Source organism: Aeromonas sp. DSM 116730 (genome assembly GCF_046581335.1).
In the GTDB taxonomy this organism is placed as follows: Bacteria; Pseudomonadota; Gammaproteobacteria; order Enterobacterales; family Aeromonadaceae; genus Aeromonas; species Aeromonas rivipollensis.
Map to the genome: position 1 here is coordinate 1,994,039 of NZ_CP144265.1, position 15,114 is coordinate 2,009,152.

Genomic DNA, 15,114 nt, shown 5'->3' on the forward strand with positions numbered 1-15,114 from the left:
TTGCAGCAAGCCGTGACCGAGATGCACTACCCAATCAACGAGATCTTCCAGACCATCCAGGGGGAGGGCGTCTTCACCGGCGTGCCCGCCATCTTCGTTCGCCTGCAAGGCTGCCCGGTGGGCTGCCCCTGGTGCGATACCCGCCATACCTGGGTGGTGGATCCTGCCCGTGAGGTGGGCAGCCGCGAGGTGCTCGACCGATCCAACGAGTCCGATGGCTGGAGCAAGATGAGCACGGAGGAGATCCTGGGGAGCTTCGAGACCCTGGGTTACCGGGCGCGCCATGTGGTGTTGACCGGTGGCGAGCCCTGTCTCTACGATCTGCACGAACTCTCGTCGGCCCTGCTGGCGGCGGGATATCAGGTGCAGATCGAAACCAGTGGTACCAGCGAGATCCTGACCCACGCGCAGACCTGGGTCACAGTCTCCCCCAAGATTGGCATGAAGGGGGGCCTGCCTGTGCTGGTGTCGGCTTTGGAGCGGGCCAACGAGATCAAGCATCCGGTGGCCACCGAGCGCCATATCGAGGAGCTCGATGCCCTGCTGGCGACAGCCAGCCTGCGTCCCGACGTGGTGATAGCATTGCAGCCCATCAGCCAGAAGCCCAGGGCCACCGAACTGGCCATGGCGACCTGCATCGCCCGTAATTGGCGGCTCTCCATCCAGACCCATAAATATCTGAATATCGATTGATATGGACAGACTCTCCGATGAGCGGGTATTGCTCACCCTGGCGGGCAAGATGCCCTACGGTAAATATCAGGGGCGACGCATCATAGATATTCCAGAGCCCTATCTAGTATGGATGGCGCGCAGCGGTTTTCCGGCTGGCGCATTGGGCCAAACCCTGGCACTGGCGTACGAGATAAAACTCAATGGACTCGAATCCATGATTATTCCCATTATTAACAGGATGTCAGAATGAGAATATATACCCGGCAAGGGGACAAGGGCCTCACGCGGCTGGCTGATGGCTCCTCCCTTGCAAAAGATGACAGGCGGGTCGAGACCTATGGCGCCATTGACGAGCTCAATTCCCAGATAGGTCTGCTGATGGCCGAAATACCCGAGAATGAGCTGGCATTATTGGCTGAACTCATATTGCTGCAGCAAGAGCTGTTTGATTTGGGCGGGGAGCTGGCGTTTTCCAGCGAGGCGCAAAATGCTTCCCTGTGGCAGGTCAATGAGGCCTGGACGGCGCGGTTGGAGCAACAGATTGACGCCTACAGCGCCCAGTTGCCGGTATTGCGCAATTTCATTCTGCCGAGCGGATCACGGGCGGCGGCGCAGGCCCATGTGGTGCGCACCCTGACCCGTCGCTGCGAGCGGCTGCTGCTTGGCCTGAGCCGGGAAGAGCAGGTGAACCCGGCTATCCTGCCCTATCTGAATCGGCTAAGTGACTGGTTTTTCACGGTGGCCAGATACTTGCTGGTCTCTGCCGGCACCCCGGAAGTGCTCTGGGTCAAGGCGGCAGACAGGCGCTGAAACGCCCGGCACTGACACAATAAAAAACCTCGCATGGCGAGGTTTTTTATTGGGCGGGACTGTGCTTCAGATCAGATGGCAAAGTCTTCCACGGATTTGCCTTCGGCCACTGCCTTGGCAATGGTGGAGGGCATGCGGCCCTGGCCGGTCCAGGTTTTTTCCACGCCATTGTCCAGATAACGATATTTGGCGGGGCGGGGAGCGCGTTTGCCTTTGCTGGCCTTGGTGCTTTCGGTGGCAACTGTGCCCACCAATTCAGCAGGATCTATCCCCGCGGCTTTCAACATTTCGGCGTATTCGGCAATTTTCTTCTGATGTTCTTCACGGGCCTGGCGTTCGGCAGATTCATCCTGCTGGCGCTCGGCGACCACCTCGGACAATTTCTGCAGTCCCTCTTCCAGTTGCTCCAGGGACAAATCGCGGCAGGCTGCGCGCAGACTACGGATATTCAGCAGAATTTTCAAAAATTCGTTCATATTGGCTACCACGCGAGCAGAAATATTAATGGGAAGGGCTGGTTTTTCGATAATTTATAGGGGGATTTGGCATCAAGTCAAGTCTGCCAAAATAATTAATTAGGTAGATAAATAAAGTCTGGCAATTATTCACGACGGCCGGTTTATTCTCTTTGCGGCGAGTTCATTTCCGAATGAGTGCTGAGTAGATGAAAATATCGACCATATCGTATTTTATGAACCATTTGACTACCATTTTTCCACTTTTCGCCACACAAGCCTTGAAATTTAATCAAAAAACTTGCTATCACCCGGTGGCTCGATAAAATGTGCCGCGAATACCTTTAAGTAGAGGCGCGCTGCCTATGAGTAACCGAGCGGAGGGTGATGCCTGCGATGCTCGATGAAAGGAGTCGGCGCCGAAGTGACCAGGCCATCATACCGGGTTGCTGGTTCTGCATCGAACAGGTGCAGGACTGCCATAGTCATCCACTATGGAGCGCTACCTGAAGGGGCTGAGGAGTATGCCCGCCCTGGGTTTTGTTTCTTTGATCCTCTCGGTAGATCTCCACCTGTTGTCTTTAGGTGCAAAGAGATCATGGACATCGTTCATTACGCCGACTCCGGTTGGTCCGTCGTTCCCCCCTTGTTGGCCGTCGCCCTTGCGATCATCACCCGCCGCGTCCTGGTGTCGCTGGGGGTGGGTATTGTGGCCGGCAGTCTGCTGCTCAACCAGTTCTCCCCCCTCGATTCCCTGCATTACATGCTGAACACTGTGCTCAAGATCTTCTGGGTCGACGGTGCGATCAACCGGGACAACGTCAACATGATCCTGTTCATGTTGCTGCTGGGGGGCCTCATCAGCCTGATGAGCGTCTCCGGGGCGACCCGGGCCTTCGCCGAGTGGGCGGCGCGCCGCGCCAAGACCCGCAAGGGGGCCAAGGCCCTCACCGGCATGATGGTCTTCGCCTTCTTCATCGATGACTTCTTCCACAGCCTGTCGGTGGGGGCCATCTGCCGTCCGGTCACCGATCGCTTCCAGATCTCCCGTGCCAAGCTGGCCTATCTGCTGGACTCCACCGCGGCGCCGGTCTGCGTGCTGATGCCCATCTCCTCCTGGGGCGCTTACATCATCGCTCTGGTGGGCGGCATAATGGCGGCCCATGGCCTGACCGATCAGAGCCCCATCTCCGCCTTCGTCGAGATGATCCCGATGAACCTCTATGCGGTCTTCACCCTGATCATGGTGCTGGTGGTGATTGCCTTCCAGCTCGACATCGGCTCCATGCGTCAACACGAGCAGTGGGCGCTGGAAGGCAAGCTGTGGGATGAGTCCAAGGGCCGTCCCATCGGCCTGGACATGGAGTCTCCGGAGGAGAGCAATGGCGGCATGATCGACATGGTGCTGCCGATCCTGACCCTGACCCTGGCGACCGTCTACTTCATGATAGATTCCGGCGCCGCCGTGCTGGCCGGCAAAGGCCTGTCGTTCAGCGTGCTCGGCTCGTTCGAGAACACCAACGTCGGCTCCTCCCTGGTCTATGGCGCCCTGTGCAGCCTGGTGGTCTCCATCGGTCTGGCCATGCGCCTCAAGCTGGGTGCCAAGAACTGGATGAAGGCGGCCCCCCAGGGGATCATGGCCATGCTGCCCGCCATCAACATACTGCTGTTCGCCTGGACCATAGGCGCCGTGGTGCGCGACGTGGAGACCGGCAAGTACCTGGCCTCCATGGCCAACGGCAACCTGCCGATCGAAGTGTTGCCGGCTGTGGTCTTCATCCTCTCCTGCGCCATGGCCTTTGCCACGGGGACCAGCTGGGGCACCTTCGGCATCATGCTGCCGCTGGCCGGTGACATGGCGGCCGCCAGCGACATCAGCCTGATGCTGCCGATGCTGGCCGCCGTGCTGGCGGGCTCTGTGTTCGGTGATCACAGCTCGCCCATCTCCAGCACCAGCATACTGTCGGCCACAGGCGCCGGCTGCCATCACATCGATCACGTGATGACCCAGCTGCCCTATGCGCTCGCCATCGCCTTCGGTGCCGCCCTCGGTTACCTAGTGATGGGGATGATGCACTCTGTGCTGGCGGGTTTCACCGTCAGCGGGCTCTGGTTCATCATCTTCTCCGGTTACCATTTGCGTAAAGCGCGGCTCCAGCGAGACCTGGCGGTCGCATAAATAAAACAAGGGGCCCACGGGCCCCTTGGTTTTGGCAGGGGCTTTGGTTAGCATGCGCCCCATAAATTCAGTTTCGGAACAGTACCATGGCTTCACTGCACTACAAATTTGCCACCATGAACTCGGGCAAGTCGACCCAGCTCATCCAGGCGCATTTCAACTATCTGGAGCGCGGTATGAATCCGCTGGCCATGACGCCGGTCATCGACGACCGCTTCGGGGTCGGGGTGATCCGCGCCAGAGTGGGTCTGGAGCTGAAAGTGGAAGTGTTCAGTGACAGCTGCGATCTGTTCGAGATGGTCAAGGCGCGCCACGGCGAGAAGAAGATCGATGTGTTCATCGTCGACGAGGCGCAGTTCCTGACCCGCGAGCAGGTGTATCAGCTGGCCCGTATCGTCGATGAGCTCAAGATCCCGGTCATGGCCTACGGCCTCAAGACAGATTTTCGCGGCGAGCTGTTCCCCGGCTCCTACCACCTGCTCTGTCTGGCCGACAAGTTCGAGGAGCTCAAGAGCATCTGCTGGTGTGGCAACAAGGCACACATGAACTCCCGGGTGAACGAAGCCGGGTTGGTAATGCGTGACGGCGAGCAGGTGGAGATAGGGGGCAACGACCGCTATGTGTCGCTCTGCCGCAAGCACTATCTGGAAGGGCGGGCTTACAAGTAAGCCACAGCATGAAGAAGGGCGCCTCACGGGCGCCCTTTTTTGTCGACGAAGGGCTCAGTCTATCTCTATGTCCACCGGCGCTATGATGGGGTCGGCCACCGGCAGGCGGTGGAACAGCTGGCGAAAATGCTGCTGTACCCGGCCGATGTCGATGAGCGACATGCCGGAAGCGAAGCCGAACCAGACATAGAGACCGGTTAGATCGCGAAACATGGGGGGCAGGTAGCGGGGCGCATCGATGAGCCCCTCCAGATAGTGCTGATAGAGCACAGGGATGTCGTCCAGGGTCACCTTGCCGACGAACAGCATGGGCAGGATCTCCGGCACCCCTTCCAGCACGGCGCTGCGGATGAAGTTGACCGTCTCCACATAGCCTCTCACGTAGGAGAGATCCTTGGTGAAGCAGGCGCCTCCCTCGACCATGCCGCCCCTAAACACCCGCTGGGTGATCTTGTAGGCATCGTGCTCGCTGGCCCCCTTCTCGACGAAGTGGCGGAACACCTCGATGAAGTCGGCGCCGCGCTCCGCCATGTCGATGGCCATCACCCGATCCGAGATGCGCTTGGCCCTGTCCGGAAAGGAGCTGAAGGTGAGGGTCTCAATGAGCACAGCCAGCCCCTCCTGGCAGGCGGTGATGCGCGGCGAGCCGGCACCCAGCCAGGTGGCATAGGATTGCTGGCGGCCGTTGAGGGTGGTGCCGACGTGCACCCAGCCCTCGTGCACCTCCAATACCTGCAAGTCCAGCTCGGAGAAGCGGGCGTGGGAGCTCAGCTTGATGTAATCCCCCCCGGCGGCGGCATCGGAGACGATGCCATCGCTCAGCTTGACTTGCACCGTGCCGTCGCTGAAATAGTTCGACAGCTTGCCCTGCAGTTTGGCCACCGCCGCTTCCCCCTCGAACTCCTTGGGGTAGGGGCGCACCAGATGGCGGGCGCCAGGCAGGGAGAAGATGTCGCACAGCCGGGCCCCCAGCTCTTTCAGAGTCTTGCGATCCCCGCGCAGGTGATCGCTCGCCGAGCCGTACAGCAACTGGCTGTAGCGCTGAAAGTCCGGCTGCCCGCGCTGGCGCAGCATCTCGATCACCACCATGTACTGATCCACCGTCTCTTGCAGGATCCGGCCCAGATCATCCTGCGGCCCCAGCTTTCTGCGGATCCTGTCCCTCAGCTCCTTGAGCTCCAGGTATTTGTTGCGGGGATCGAAATCGAGGGGGAGGGCCTGATAGAAGTCGGCATCGATGGCGGGCAGCGCTCGTCCGCCCTTGGCGAGAAACTCGGTCTGCAGGTGGCGGGGCCATTTGATGGCATCCAGGATGCGAATGGGTTTTTGCAGGGCGAGCAGTTCATCCGAGAGGGATTTCAGGTGCAGGCGATACTTTTCTTGGATGGTCATCGGGCCTTCTGTGGAGGCGAGTGCGGTACGAGAATGGCTGAGTATATGCATAGCGCTTGCCAAAAAGAAGCGAGACCAGGAGTGATCCCGCCTGTGCGCTTTTGGTTGTCGGAAAATTGGTTTAGACTGCGCCCCTTGATCCTTATTGTGTTCGTGAAAATGATGAATATCCCCAGCTCTGAAATGATAATGCGTTGGCTGCAGCAGGCCCGGATCGAGCACTATGTGTGCGATCAGTGCCACGGCATCCACATGGTCTCCCTGCAGTCCGTCGAGGGCATCCAGGAGAGCCGAATCTTCGTGGAAGAGGAAGGGTTGCTGTTTTCATCCGAGCTGGAGGTACGCCCCTCATCCCTGCTGCCCCTGGTGGCCGAGCTGGGTCGTCTCAACATGCAATACCCGTCCCTCAAGGTGTTCCTCGACATCATAGATGACAACCTGCCGCGCCTCGTCGTGGGCCATACCGTCTTCACCAAGGCGGGTCTCTCCGTCGAGCAGTTCCTGCTGTTCGTCGAAAGCACCACGGCGGCGACCCATGAAGTGGTTTCCGAATGTGAACGCCTCGGCTTCCTCAATCTGCCGGAGATCCAGGTCGCACCGGAATCTGTGCACTGAGTTGCGCGTTTAATGTGCGAACGGTTCGCGGCAGCCAAAAAGCCGTTGACGCCGGCGGGGCTTTCCCCTAAATTACGCCCCGTTCCGGCGCAACCGCTCCGCGAATGTCGTGTTGGCTGAACACGTTAAACCACAGACAAAAATTTGGTGATGTGCCCAAGTGGCTGCCAGCCGATGAAATCGGCAAGAAAGCACGCAGCGCGTGCTCCGCAAGCCACAGGCAGATGACTGAAACAAATTGGTGAGGTGTCCGAGTGGCTGAAGGAGCACGCCTGGAAAGTGTGTATACGGCAACGTATCGAGGGTTCGAATCCCTCCCTCACCGCCAAATAAAGTAAAAGGGCCTGTCGCAAGACAGGCCCTTTTACTTTATCCGGTGATGGGCGGCTCGGTTCGAACCCTGGTTCGACAAGGGGGCATGATGGTCCGGTTAAATCCAGACCCGCCGGCAACATAAAAACCCGACCTTATGGTCGGGTTTTTGTCTTGTGGTGCCTGGTCATCTCTCACGCATTTCCCTTGAAGCAGGCCTGGCGGCATGCAGGGAGTGAGCGTCAGGCGAGATCGAAGCGATCCAGGTTCATCACCTTGGTCCAGGCCGCCACGAAGTCCTTCACGAACTTCTCTTTCCCGTCCGCACTGGCATACACCTCGGCCAGCGCCCGCAACTGGGAGTTAGAGCCGAACAGCAGATCGACGCGGGTGCCGGTCCACTTGACCTTGCCCGTCTTGCGATCACTCCCCTCGTAGATGCCCTTGGCTCCTGCCGCCGGTTTCCACTCAGTGCCCATGTCGAGCAGGTTGATGAAGAAGTCGTTGGAGAGGGTCCCAGGCGTTGCGGTAAACACCCCGTGGCAGTTGCCGGTGTTGGTGCCGAGCACGCGCATGCCACCGATCAGCACCGTCATCTCGGGGGCGCTGAGAGTCAGCAACTGGGCCTTGTCCACCAGCATGGCTTCCGAGAGCTCTGCGTAGTCACCGCCCAGATAGTTGCGAAAACCGTCGGCGAGGGGTTCGAGCACGGCAAAGGAGTCGACATCCGTCTGCGCCTGGGAGGCATCCATGCGACCCGGCGTGAAGGGCACAGTCACTGTGACCCCCGCCAGTTTGGCCGCCTGCTCGACGCCGACGCCGCCGGCCAGCACGATCAGATCGGCCAGGGATACCTGCTTGCCGCCAGTGGCCGAGGCGTTGAACCCCTGCTGGATGCCTTCTAGGGTCTTGAGCACCTTGGCCAGCTGTGCCGGTTGGTTTGCTGCCCACTCTTTTTGCGGTGCGAGCCGGATGCGCGCCCCGTTGGCGCCGCCCCGCTTGTCAGAGCCGCGGAAGGTGGCGGCAGAGGCCCAGGCGGTCGATGCCAGCTCGGCGACGGTCAGGGAGGCCGCGAGGATCTTCTCCTTGAGGGCGGCCAGGTCCTTGTCATCGACCAGGGGGTGATTGACGGCGGGGATGGGGTCTTGCCAGATCAGCTCCTCGCTGGGCACTTCCGGCCCCAGGTAGCGTGCGATGGGGCCCATGTCCCTGTGGGTCAGCTTGTACCAGGCGCGGGCAAAGGCATCGGCGAAGGCCTGGGGATCCTCGTAGAAGTGGCGGGAGATCTTGCCGAATTCTGGGTCAAAGCGCAGGGTCAGGTCGGTGGTCAGCATGGTCGGCTTGTGGAACTTGCCCGGGATATGCGCATCGGGGATGATCTCCGGTGCATCCTTGGCCACCCACTGTTTGGCGCCTGCCGGTGACTTGGTCAGCTCCCACTCGTACTTGAACAGGTTCTCGAAGAAGTTGTTGCTCCAAAGGGCCGGGGTCTTGGTCCAGGTCACCTCGAGACCGCTGGAGACGGTATCCTTGCCGTGGCCGCTGCCGTAGTCGCTCATCCAGCCCAGGCCCTGGGCTTCCAGGGGCGCGGCCTCCGGCTCGGGCCCCTTGTGGGACTCGGGGGCGGCGCCGTGGGCCTTGCCGAAGGTGTGGCCACCGGCAATGAGGGCGACCGTCTCTTCGTCATTCATGGCCATGCGGCCGAAGGTGGAGCGGATGTCTTTGGCCGCCTCCATGTAGTCGCCGCTGGCATTGGGGCCTTCGGGGTTGACGTAGATCAGCCCCATATGGGTTGCGCCAAAGGGCGCCGCGAGCTCGCGATCGCCCTTGACCCGATCGGGGTCGACCCCGAGCCAGGCGATTTCATCACCCCAGTTGACGTCCTGATCCGGCTCCCACACATCCGGGCGGCCGCCACCAAATCCGAAGGTTCTAAAGCCCATGGACTCCAGCGCGACGTTGCCGGCGAGGATCAGCAGATCGGCCCAGGAGATCTTGTTGCCGTACTTCTGCTTGATGGGCCAGAGCAGGCGGCGGGACTTGTCGATGTTGACGTTGTCGGGCCAGCTGTTGAGGGGGGCGAAGCGTTGCTGGCCACGACCGCCACCGCCACGGCCATCCGTGATGCGATAGGTGCCTGCGGCGTGCCAGGTCATGCGGATGAACTGGGGACCGTAGTGACCGAAGTCCGCCGGCCACCACTCCTGGGAGTCTGTCATCAGCTTGACCAGATCTTTCTTGAGTGCCTTGTAGTCGAGGCTGTTGAATGCCTCGGCATAGTTGAAATCTTTGTCCATGGGATCGGAGCTGGGGGAATGCTGGTGCAGCAGATCCAGCCGCAACTGATTCGGCCACCAATCACGATTGGTTCTGCCGACGCCGGCGGTGTGGTTGAAGGGGCATTTGCTTTCTTCACTCATCTCAGTCTCTCCTTGGAGGGCATGTACATTGCTGACAACTTAGTATGGGAAGATTTCCACTGCGCTGTGTGGGGTCATGGCAGGGGAGCTGTCTGCTGTTGTTCGGGTCCTTATCAATAACTCCTTTATTTTCAATTTATTGCGTTATTGTGCAGTGAACGGATTACGAAAAGATGAATCACGACCATCTAGTTTAACAATCTATTTACGTTCTGCCCGTCTTCCCCTGGTGTCAGGCGCGGCGGCCACGCGTGATAGTGCTGCCTGGGCGCAAGGGGTTGCTTGCCCTTGATGAGGGAAGCTGGCAAGGCATTTGTCTGGTTTTTATCCATATCACGGCCATCGGCATTTAAGCTTGCGCTGCATCATGGTGAGCAGGGATACAGCTGGGGGCCGTGATGGCTCCGATCATTTCTGTGATCCGGCCAGGCGATGTGGCAACGCGGCGAGCTGGCGTGACGCTGACCGATCAGCAAAGAGACAAGCGTGAGGGAGCAGGGGGAACAAAGAGAATAAAAGAGGAAGCAGAGCGCTCGGGGCCGGCGGTGAGTCTGGAACGCAGGCACAAAAAAACCGGCGCTGGGCCGGTTTTGATGAGGGCACCAGATGCCCGGTGCATGGCAAGTCAGGCTTGCCCCTGTCGGCTTGATCCAGCACGAACAGGCAATAATGGGGTGGCTGATGGGGCTCGAACCCACGACAACCGGAATCACAATCCGGGACTCTACCAACTGAGCTACAGCCACCACTGAAATCTGCCTTCAATGCTCCTCTTCGAGGGAAGAGTCACATTAATGGCGCGCCCTGCAGGATTCGAACCTGCGACCCACGGCTTAGAAGGCCGTTGCTCTATCCGACTGAGCTAAGGGCGCTCTGTATCGAGCCGTCAAAAGACGTCTCGATGAACCTGGTCGGTGATAAAGGATTCGAACCTTTGACCCTCTGGTCCCAAACCAGATGCGCTACCGGGCTGCGCTAATCACCGAAATCTTATCGTCCAGCATACCGGGGGCGGTATGACTGGGCAACGGGCGGGCATCATACCCAAGCGTCAAAGTCAGCGTCAATGACTTTTTCCGCCAGTAAATTCAAATGCCTACTTATTGCCCGCCAGGCGAGAGCCGCTAACACCCGCGCCAAAAAAATGCGACAATGCGCGGCAGTTGAACACATGGTGAGTGAAGAACGATGTCTGCCAAAATCATTGATGGAAAACAGGTTGCGCAAACGATTCGCAATCAGGTCGCCGAACAAGTCCAACAGCGGTTGGCACTGGGCAAGCGGGCACCGGGTCTGGCGGTGATCCTGGTAGGGCTGGATCCGGCGTCCCAGGTCTATGTGGGCAGCAAGCGTCGTGCCTGTGAAGAGGTGGGGTTTGTCTCCCGCTCCTATGATCTCAGCGCCAATGCGACCCAGGAAGAGTTGCTGGCCCTGATCGACCGGCTCAATGAGGATGCGGAGGTGGACGGCATTCTGGTGCAACTGCCCCTGCCGGCTCATTGCGACACTACCCAGGTGCTGGAGCGCATTCGTCCCGACAAGGACGTGGATGGTTTCCACCCCTATAACGTGGGCCGTCTGGCCCAGCGCATCCCGGCGCTGCGTCCCTGCACCCCCAAGGGGATCATGACCCTGATCGAGGCGACCGGCGTCAAGACCCACGGTCTGCATGCTGTGGTGGTCGGTGCCTCCAACATAGTCGGGCGCCCGATGACGCTGGAGCTGCTGCTGGCGGGTTGCACCACCACGACCTGCCATCGTTTCACCCAGGATCTGGAGGCCCAGGTGCGCCGTGCCGATCTGCTGGTGGTGGCGGTGGGCAAGCCGAACTTCATCCCGGGGGAGTGGGTCAAGCCCGGCGCCCTGGTGATCGATGTGGGGATCAACCGCCTGGCCGACGGCTCCCTGGTGGGGGACGTGGAGTTTGAAACGGCGCGCAATCATGCCGCCTTCATCACCCCTGTGCCCGGTGGTGTGGGGCCCATGACGGTAGCCAGCCTGATGGAGAACACCCTGAGCGCCTGCCAGGATTATCACGACGCCTGAGCAGGGCCCCTTCCCGCACTAGGGAATGGATAAGAGAAAGGGAAGGCCTGGCCTTCCCTTTTTTATTGCTGGTCGAACGTGATGCTCTGCCGAGGCGACTGGGCAGAGGCGGCCTTGTCAGATCAGGGCCAGCGCCGCCGCCAGATCGGCGATGAGATCATCGGCGTCTTCCACTCCGATGCTGAAGCGGATGAGGTCGTCATTGACCCCGGCCGCGAGGCGGCTCGCCTCGTCCATGGCGGCGTGGGTGGTGCTGGCCGGATGGCAGGCCAGGCTCTCGAGATCCCCCAGGCTCACCGCCTGCACGAACAGCTGCAGGTTGTCGAGCAGGGTGGCGCAGCGCGCGAAGCCCCCTTCCAGCTCTATGCTCACCATGCCGCCAAAGCCGCTGGCGAAGGCGCCGAGGGCGTCGTGGCCCGGATGGCTGGCAAGCCCCGGGTAGATCACCTTCTTCACCGCCGGGTGGGCGGCGAGGAAGTCTGCCACCTTCTGGGCATTGTGCAGGTGGGCATCCATCCGCAGCGGCAGGGTCTTGACCCCGCGCTGCAGCAGGTAGGCCTCCTGTGGCCCAATGGGGGAGCCTATGTGCTTGAGGGCCACGGTGCGCACCGACTTCATCAGCGCGTGGGAGCCCGCCACCACACCGGCGATGATGTCGCCGTGGCCGCCCAGGTACTTGGTGCCGCTGTGCATCACCAGATCGATGCCCAGCTCCAGCGGGCGCAGCAGATAGGGGGTAAGGAAGGTGTTGTCACAGACGCTGATGGCGCCCACCTTGCGAGCCGCTTCCACCACCACCCGGGGATCCACCACCTTGAGGGTGGGGTTGGTCAGGGTCTCGAACAGGATCACCTTGGTGGCGGGGCTGATGTTGGCCAGCAGATCCTGATCGCTGTCGTAACTTGTGATAGTGATGCCGGCGCGGCTGAAGGTCTGCTTGAGAAACGCATCTGTACCGCCGTACAGCGGGCCGACATAGGCCACTTCATCTCCGCTGCTGGCCAGGGCATAGAGGATGGCGCTCACCGCCGCCATGCCGCTCGCCACCACCAGCGCCTCGTCGGCGCCCTCCAGGGCCGCCAGTTTCAGCTCCAGCTCGGCGGTGGTGGGGTTGCCGAAGCGGCTGTAGATAAAGCCCGGGGCCTGGCCTGCGAAGCGCTCCTTGCCCGCCTGGGCATTGACGTAGCTGAAGGTGCTGCTCTGGTAGAGCGGTGTGGTGAGGGCGCCGGTCTGGGGATCGATCCGTTGGCCGCTGTGCACGCTCATGGTCTTGAATTTCATCGTTTTGCTCCGTGGTCGCCAGGCTATGGCGTTGTTGTTCTGGTGTGAAAATCGGTGGACGGGGCCGCGCCGGCGCCCCTCTCCTGTGGTCGGGATGGCGGCTTGTCGCCACCCCCTTGATGGCGTCAGGCCGGTACCGGCTCCTGCGCTACCCTGTGTTGCTGAGCATAGTGGCGCGCCGCCACATCGGGATGGGAGCGCAGTCGGCCCTTGAGCACGTTTTCCCCCACCTGATAGAAGAGGGGGTTGGCGGGGTCGCTCTCTGGCCCTTGTGCCTGCGCCGCCAGCTCGGGGGAGAGGGTGAGCAGCGGCACTGTGGCATCGAGTCTCGCTGCCATAAAGAAGGCGCAGGAGAGACGCGAGACTCCGGGGGGCGGGCTCTGCACCCGGTGCAGGGTCGCCTTGAGGTAGCCGTTGGAGGCAAGCTCCAGCAGCTCGCCTATGTTGACCACCAGGGCGCCGGGCAGGGGCGGTGCTGAAATCCAGCCATGCGCCGTCTCCACCTCTAGCCCCGAGTGATCGTCCTGCATCACCAGGGTCAGGTAGCCGGGATCCTTGTGGGCGCCGACCCCCTGGCCGCTGCCTCCCGCTTCCCGTCCCGGGTAGTGAATGAGCTTCATGTGCTGATAGGGGGCGCCCTGGATGCTCTCGTCGAACACCCCGGCCGGTTGCTCCAGCACCTCGGCAAAGGCGGCGAGCAGGGTGAGGGTGATGTCGCTCAGCCGCTCCTGCCAGTCCAGCAGTTGCGTCTTCATCTCGGGCAGGGCGGTGGGCCACTGGTTGGGCCCTGTGAGCCGCTGCCAGGGTTTACCGGTCTGCGCCAGGGGGAGGGCCTGCTCCTCGTTCATGATGTCGAACTGCTCCCGCCTGTCCGGCCGCTCCCGGGTGAGCTCGGCCCCCACCAGGTTGTAGCCACGAAAGTGGGGGGAGTGCACCATCTGCACCGCCAGCTTCTCCTGCAGGGGCAGGGCGAAGAAGCGGGCCGCCAGCGCCAGTGTCTCCCGTTGCTCCGCTTCGCTCAGACCATGGCCTGTCAGATAGAAGAAGCCGATGTCGCGGGCCGCCCGGCCAAGCTTGGCCAGCATCTGGCGACGTTCCTCGGGGGTGCCATTGATCGCGGCATAGTCGATGATGGGCAGTGATGAATGTTCCATGTGCATCTCCTCACTTGCCGGATGTCGGGTGCAGTCCCGAGGCTCCGGTACAAAGACGGCGGTGTGGTTCGTGGCAGGCGTCGGGGTCCGTGGCTCACGATGGCACCATGTGGGTTGAGGGGGATGCTACTGTTCGGGGTTATAAGGTGGAAGCAACAAAATATTCTTAGTTATATACAAAAATCGAAATAGAATTCGAACGCTGTGGATCCGCCTGTCGATTGCACGGAGAAAATGCGCCCCTGCCGATCCCCTTGCCCATGAGCCCGCCTGGGGTCGGGGGCAGAGAAGGTGCAGTGCCCGTGGGAGGCGAATGAACAAAGGGGAGGCATCAGCCTCCCCTTTGTTGGTGGGGCGCAAGGAGCAAGGGCGAGTGCCCGCTCGGTGCGCCCCGGTCAGTGTCTTCAGTAACCCAGGGTGAAGCGCTGGCGCAGGTGCGCCGGTTGTTCCGCTTCGTTGAGCACAGCGTTCGCCAGATCCCCGACCGTGATCCCGGCAGGCTTGTCGCCGCTAAAGAGCACCTGATCGCCCCCGAGACGGTAGCCGCCGCGCTTCTCGCCGGGTTCGAGGAACACAGGCGGGGAGACGAAGCGCCAGTCGAGGGCGGCTTCGCGGCGCAGGACGGTGAGACCGTCGCGGGCCGCCAGCGCCCCTTGCTTCCACTCGGCCGGGAAGTCCGGGGTATCCACCAGCTGCACGCCGGGGGCTATCTCCAGGCTGCCGGCACCGCCGACCACCAGCAACCAGCTGTGGGCGGCTTTGGCTGCCTCGACAATGGCGCTGGCGCCCTTGAGGTACTGATCATGGATATCAGGGGCACTCCAGCCCGGGTTGTAGGCGCTGATCACCCTATCCTGCCCCTTGAGCACGTCGGCCAGCGCCTGCGGGTCCTGGGCATCGACCGCCACTGTGGTGATCTGCGGGTGGGGGGCGACTTTACTTGTGTCGCGCACTATGGCGGTGACGTGATGGCCACGGCTGACGGCCTCATTGAGGATGGCTGAACCGACAAAACCGCTGGCACCTATGAGGGCAATTTTCATGGAGACGTCTCCTTCACTGTGGGAATGAGGCTATCCTACGCCCCCGGATGTGATTTAATAATCA

At 61.1% G+C, this 15,114-nt stretch carries 13 protein-coding genes, 4 tRNA genes and 1 riboswitch; of the genes, 8 read left to right on the forward strand and 9 right to left on the reverse strand.

Annotation, left to right across the window (positions count from 1 at the left end; translation table 11 throughout):
• Positions 1 to 21: 21 nt before the first annotated feature.
• From queE to Aeroheme_RS09145, 3 genes are read left to right on the forward strand one after another with little or no spacing between them, the layout of a single operon-like run.
• Complete coding sequence (gene queE, locus Aeroheme_RS09135; RefSeq protein ID WP_262110641.1) at positions 22 to 693, forward strand: 7-carboxy-7-deazaguanine synthase QueE; 672 nt, start codon at positions 22 to 24, stop codon at positions 691 to 693.
• Position 694: 1 nt separating this feature from the next.
• Positions 695 to 925, forward strand: coding sequence for a DUF3820 family protein (locus Aeroheme_RS09140; protein WP_005327834.1), 231 nt, complete (start codon positions 695 to 697; stop codon positions 923 to 925).
• Entirely contained in the window at positions 922 to 1,485 is a 564-nt protein-coding gene (locus Aeroheme_RS09145; protein ID WP_411167129.1) for a cob(I)yrinic acid a,c-diamide adenosyltransferase, read from the forward strand. Before Aeroheme_RS09140 ends, Aeroheme_RS09145 begins: the two co-directional genes overlap by 4 nt.
• Positions 1,486 to 1,556: 71 nt before the next feature.
• Here Aeroheme_RS09145 and Aeroheme_RS09150 read toward each other — a convergent pair whose 3' ends face one another.
• Positions 1,557 to 1,961 carry an H-NS family nucleoid-associated regulatory protein gene (locus tag Aeroheme_RS09150; protein ID WP_163137840.1) on the reverse strand — a complete coding sequence of 135 codons (405 nt, stop codon included), beginning with the start codon at positions 1,959 to 1,961 and terminating at the stop codon, positions 1,557 to 1,559.
• A gap of 320 nt (positions 1,962 to 2,281) precedes the next feature.
• Positions 2,282 to 2,453: riboswitch (Lysine riboswitch) on the forward strand.
• An 85-nt stretch (positions 2,454 to 2,538) separates the two neighbouring features.
• Here Aeroheme_RS09150 and Aeroheme_RS09155 point away from each other — a divergent pair.
• Both Aeroheme_RS09155 and Aeroheme_RS09160 read left to right on the forward strand, forming a co-directional pair.
• Entirely contained in the window at positions 2,539 to 4,119 is a 1,581-nt protein-coding gene (locus Aeroheme_RS09155) for a Na+/H+ antiporter NhaC family protein (protein WP_163137841.1), read from the forward strand.
• 86 nt (positions 4,120 to 4,205) lie between these two features.
• The gene (locus tag Aeroheme_RS09160) at positions 4,206 to 4,787 is read left to right on the forward strand and encodes a thymidine kinase (RefSeq protein ID WP_106886613.1); all 582 of its coding nucleotides are present in this window, start codon (positions 4,206 to 4,208) and stop codon (positions 4,785 to 4,787) included.
• A gap of 54 nt (positions 4,788 to 4,841) precedes the next feature.
• Here Aeroheme_RS09160 and Aeroheme_RS09165 read toward each other — a convergent pair whose 3' ends face one another.
• Positions 4,842 to 6,179 carry a flavohemoglobin expression-modulating QEGLA motif protein gene (locus Aeroheme_RS09165; protein ID WP_163137843.1) on the reverse strand — a complete coding sequence of 446 codons (1,338 nt, stop codon included), beginning with the start codon at positions 6,177 to 6,179 and terminating at the stop codon, positions 4,842 to 4,844.
• A 159-nt stretch (positions 6,180 to 6,338) separates the two neighbouring features.
• Between Aeroheme_RS09165 and Aeroheme_RS09170 the strand changes: the two genes are divergently transcribed.
• Together Aeroheme_RS09170 and Aeroheme_RS09175 are read left to right on the forward strand one after the other, a co-directional pair.
• Positions 6,339 to 6,794: a YbjN domain-containing protein gene (locus Aeroheme_RS09170; protein WP_161507131.1), complete on the forward strand. Its 456-nt coding sequence runs from the start codon at positions 6,339 to 6,341 to the stop codon at positions 6,792 to 6,794.
• A 240-nt stretch (positions 6,795 to 7,034) separates the two neighbouring features.
• Positions 7,035 to 7,122, forward strand: a tRNA-Ser gene (locus Aeroheme_RS09175).
• Positions 7,123 to 7,348: 226 nt separating this feature from the next.
• Here the strand turns inward: Aeroheme_RS09175 and katG are convergent.
• From katG to Aeroheme_RS09195, 4 genes are all read right to left on the reverse strand, one after another.
• Positions 7,349 to 9,526: a catalase/peroxidase HPI gene (katG, locus tag Aeroheme_RS09180; protein ID WP_368169073.1), complete on the reverse strand. Its 2,178-nt coding sequence runs from the start codon at positions 9,524 to 9,526 to the stop codon at positions 7,349 to 7,351.
• A gap of 670 nt (positions 9,527 to 10,196) precedes the next feature.
• A tRNA-His gene (locus tag Aeroheme_RS09185) sits at positions 10,197 to 10,272 on the reverse strand.
• 49 nt (positions 10,273 to 10,321) lie between these two features.
• Positions 10,322 to 10,398, reverse strand: a tRNA-Arg gene (locus tag Aeroheme_RS09190).
• Positions 10,399 to 10,434: 36 nt separating this feature from the next.
• A tRNA-Pro gene (locus Aeroheme_RS09195) sits at positions 10,435 to 10,511 on the reverse strand.
• A gap of 203 nt (positions 10,512 to 10,714) precedes the next feature.
• Between Aeroheme_RS09195 and folD the strand changes: the two genes are divergently transcribed.
• Positions 10,715 to 11,572: a bifunctional methylenetetrahydrofolate dehydrogenase/methenyltetrahydrofolate cyclohydrolase FolD gene (gene folD, locus Aeroheme_RS09200; protein ID WP_005326697.1), complete on the forward strand. Its 858-nt coding sequence runs from the start codon at positions 10,715 to 10,717 to the stop codon at positions 11,570 to 11,572.
• Positions 11,573 to 11,689: 117 nt separating this feature from the next.
• On the opposite strand, the gene Aeroheme_RS09205 is transcribed toward folD, so the two are convergent.
• The 3 genes from Aeroheme_RS09205 to Aeroheme_RS09215 all read right to left on the reverse strand — a co-directional run bounded on the left by Aeroheme_RS09205 (position 11,690) and on the right by Aeroheme_RS09215 (position 15,050).
• Positions 11,690 to 12,853, reverse strand: a complete 1,164-nt coding sequence (locus tag Aeroheme_RS09205; protein ID WP_106886616.1) for a trans-sulfuration enzyme family protein — start codon at positions 12,851 to 12,853, stop codon at positions 11,690 to 11,692.
• Positions 12,854 to 12,978: 125 nt separating this feature from the next.
• Entirely contained in the window at positions 12,979 to 14,007 is a 1,029-nt protein-coding gene (locus Aeroheme_RS09210; RefSeq protein WP_139746360.1) for an isopenicillin N synthase family dioxygenase, read from the reverse strand.
• Positions 14,008 to 14,411: 404 nt separating this feature from the next.
• Positions 14,412 to 15,050: an NAD(P)-dependent oxidoreductase gene (locus tag Aeroheme_RS09215; protein ID WP_411167130.1), complete on the reverse strand. Its 639-nt coding sequence runs from the start codon at positions 15,048 to 15,050 to the stop codon at positions 14,412 to 14,414.
• Between the last annotated feature and the right edge of the window lie 64 nt (positions 15,051 to 15,114).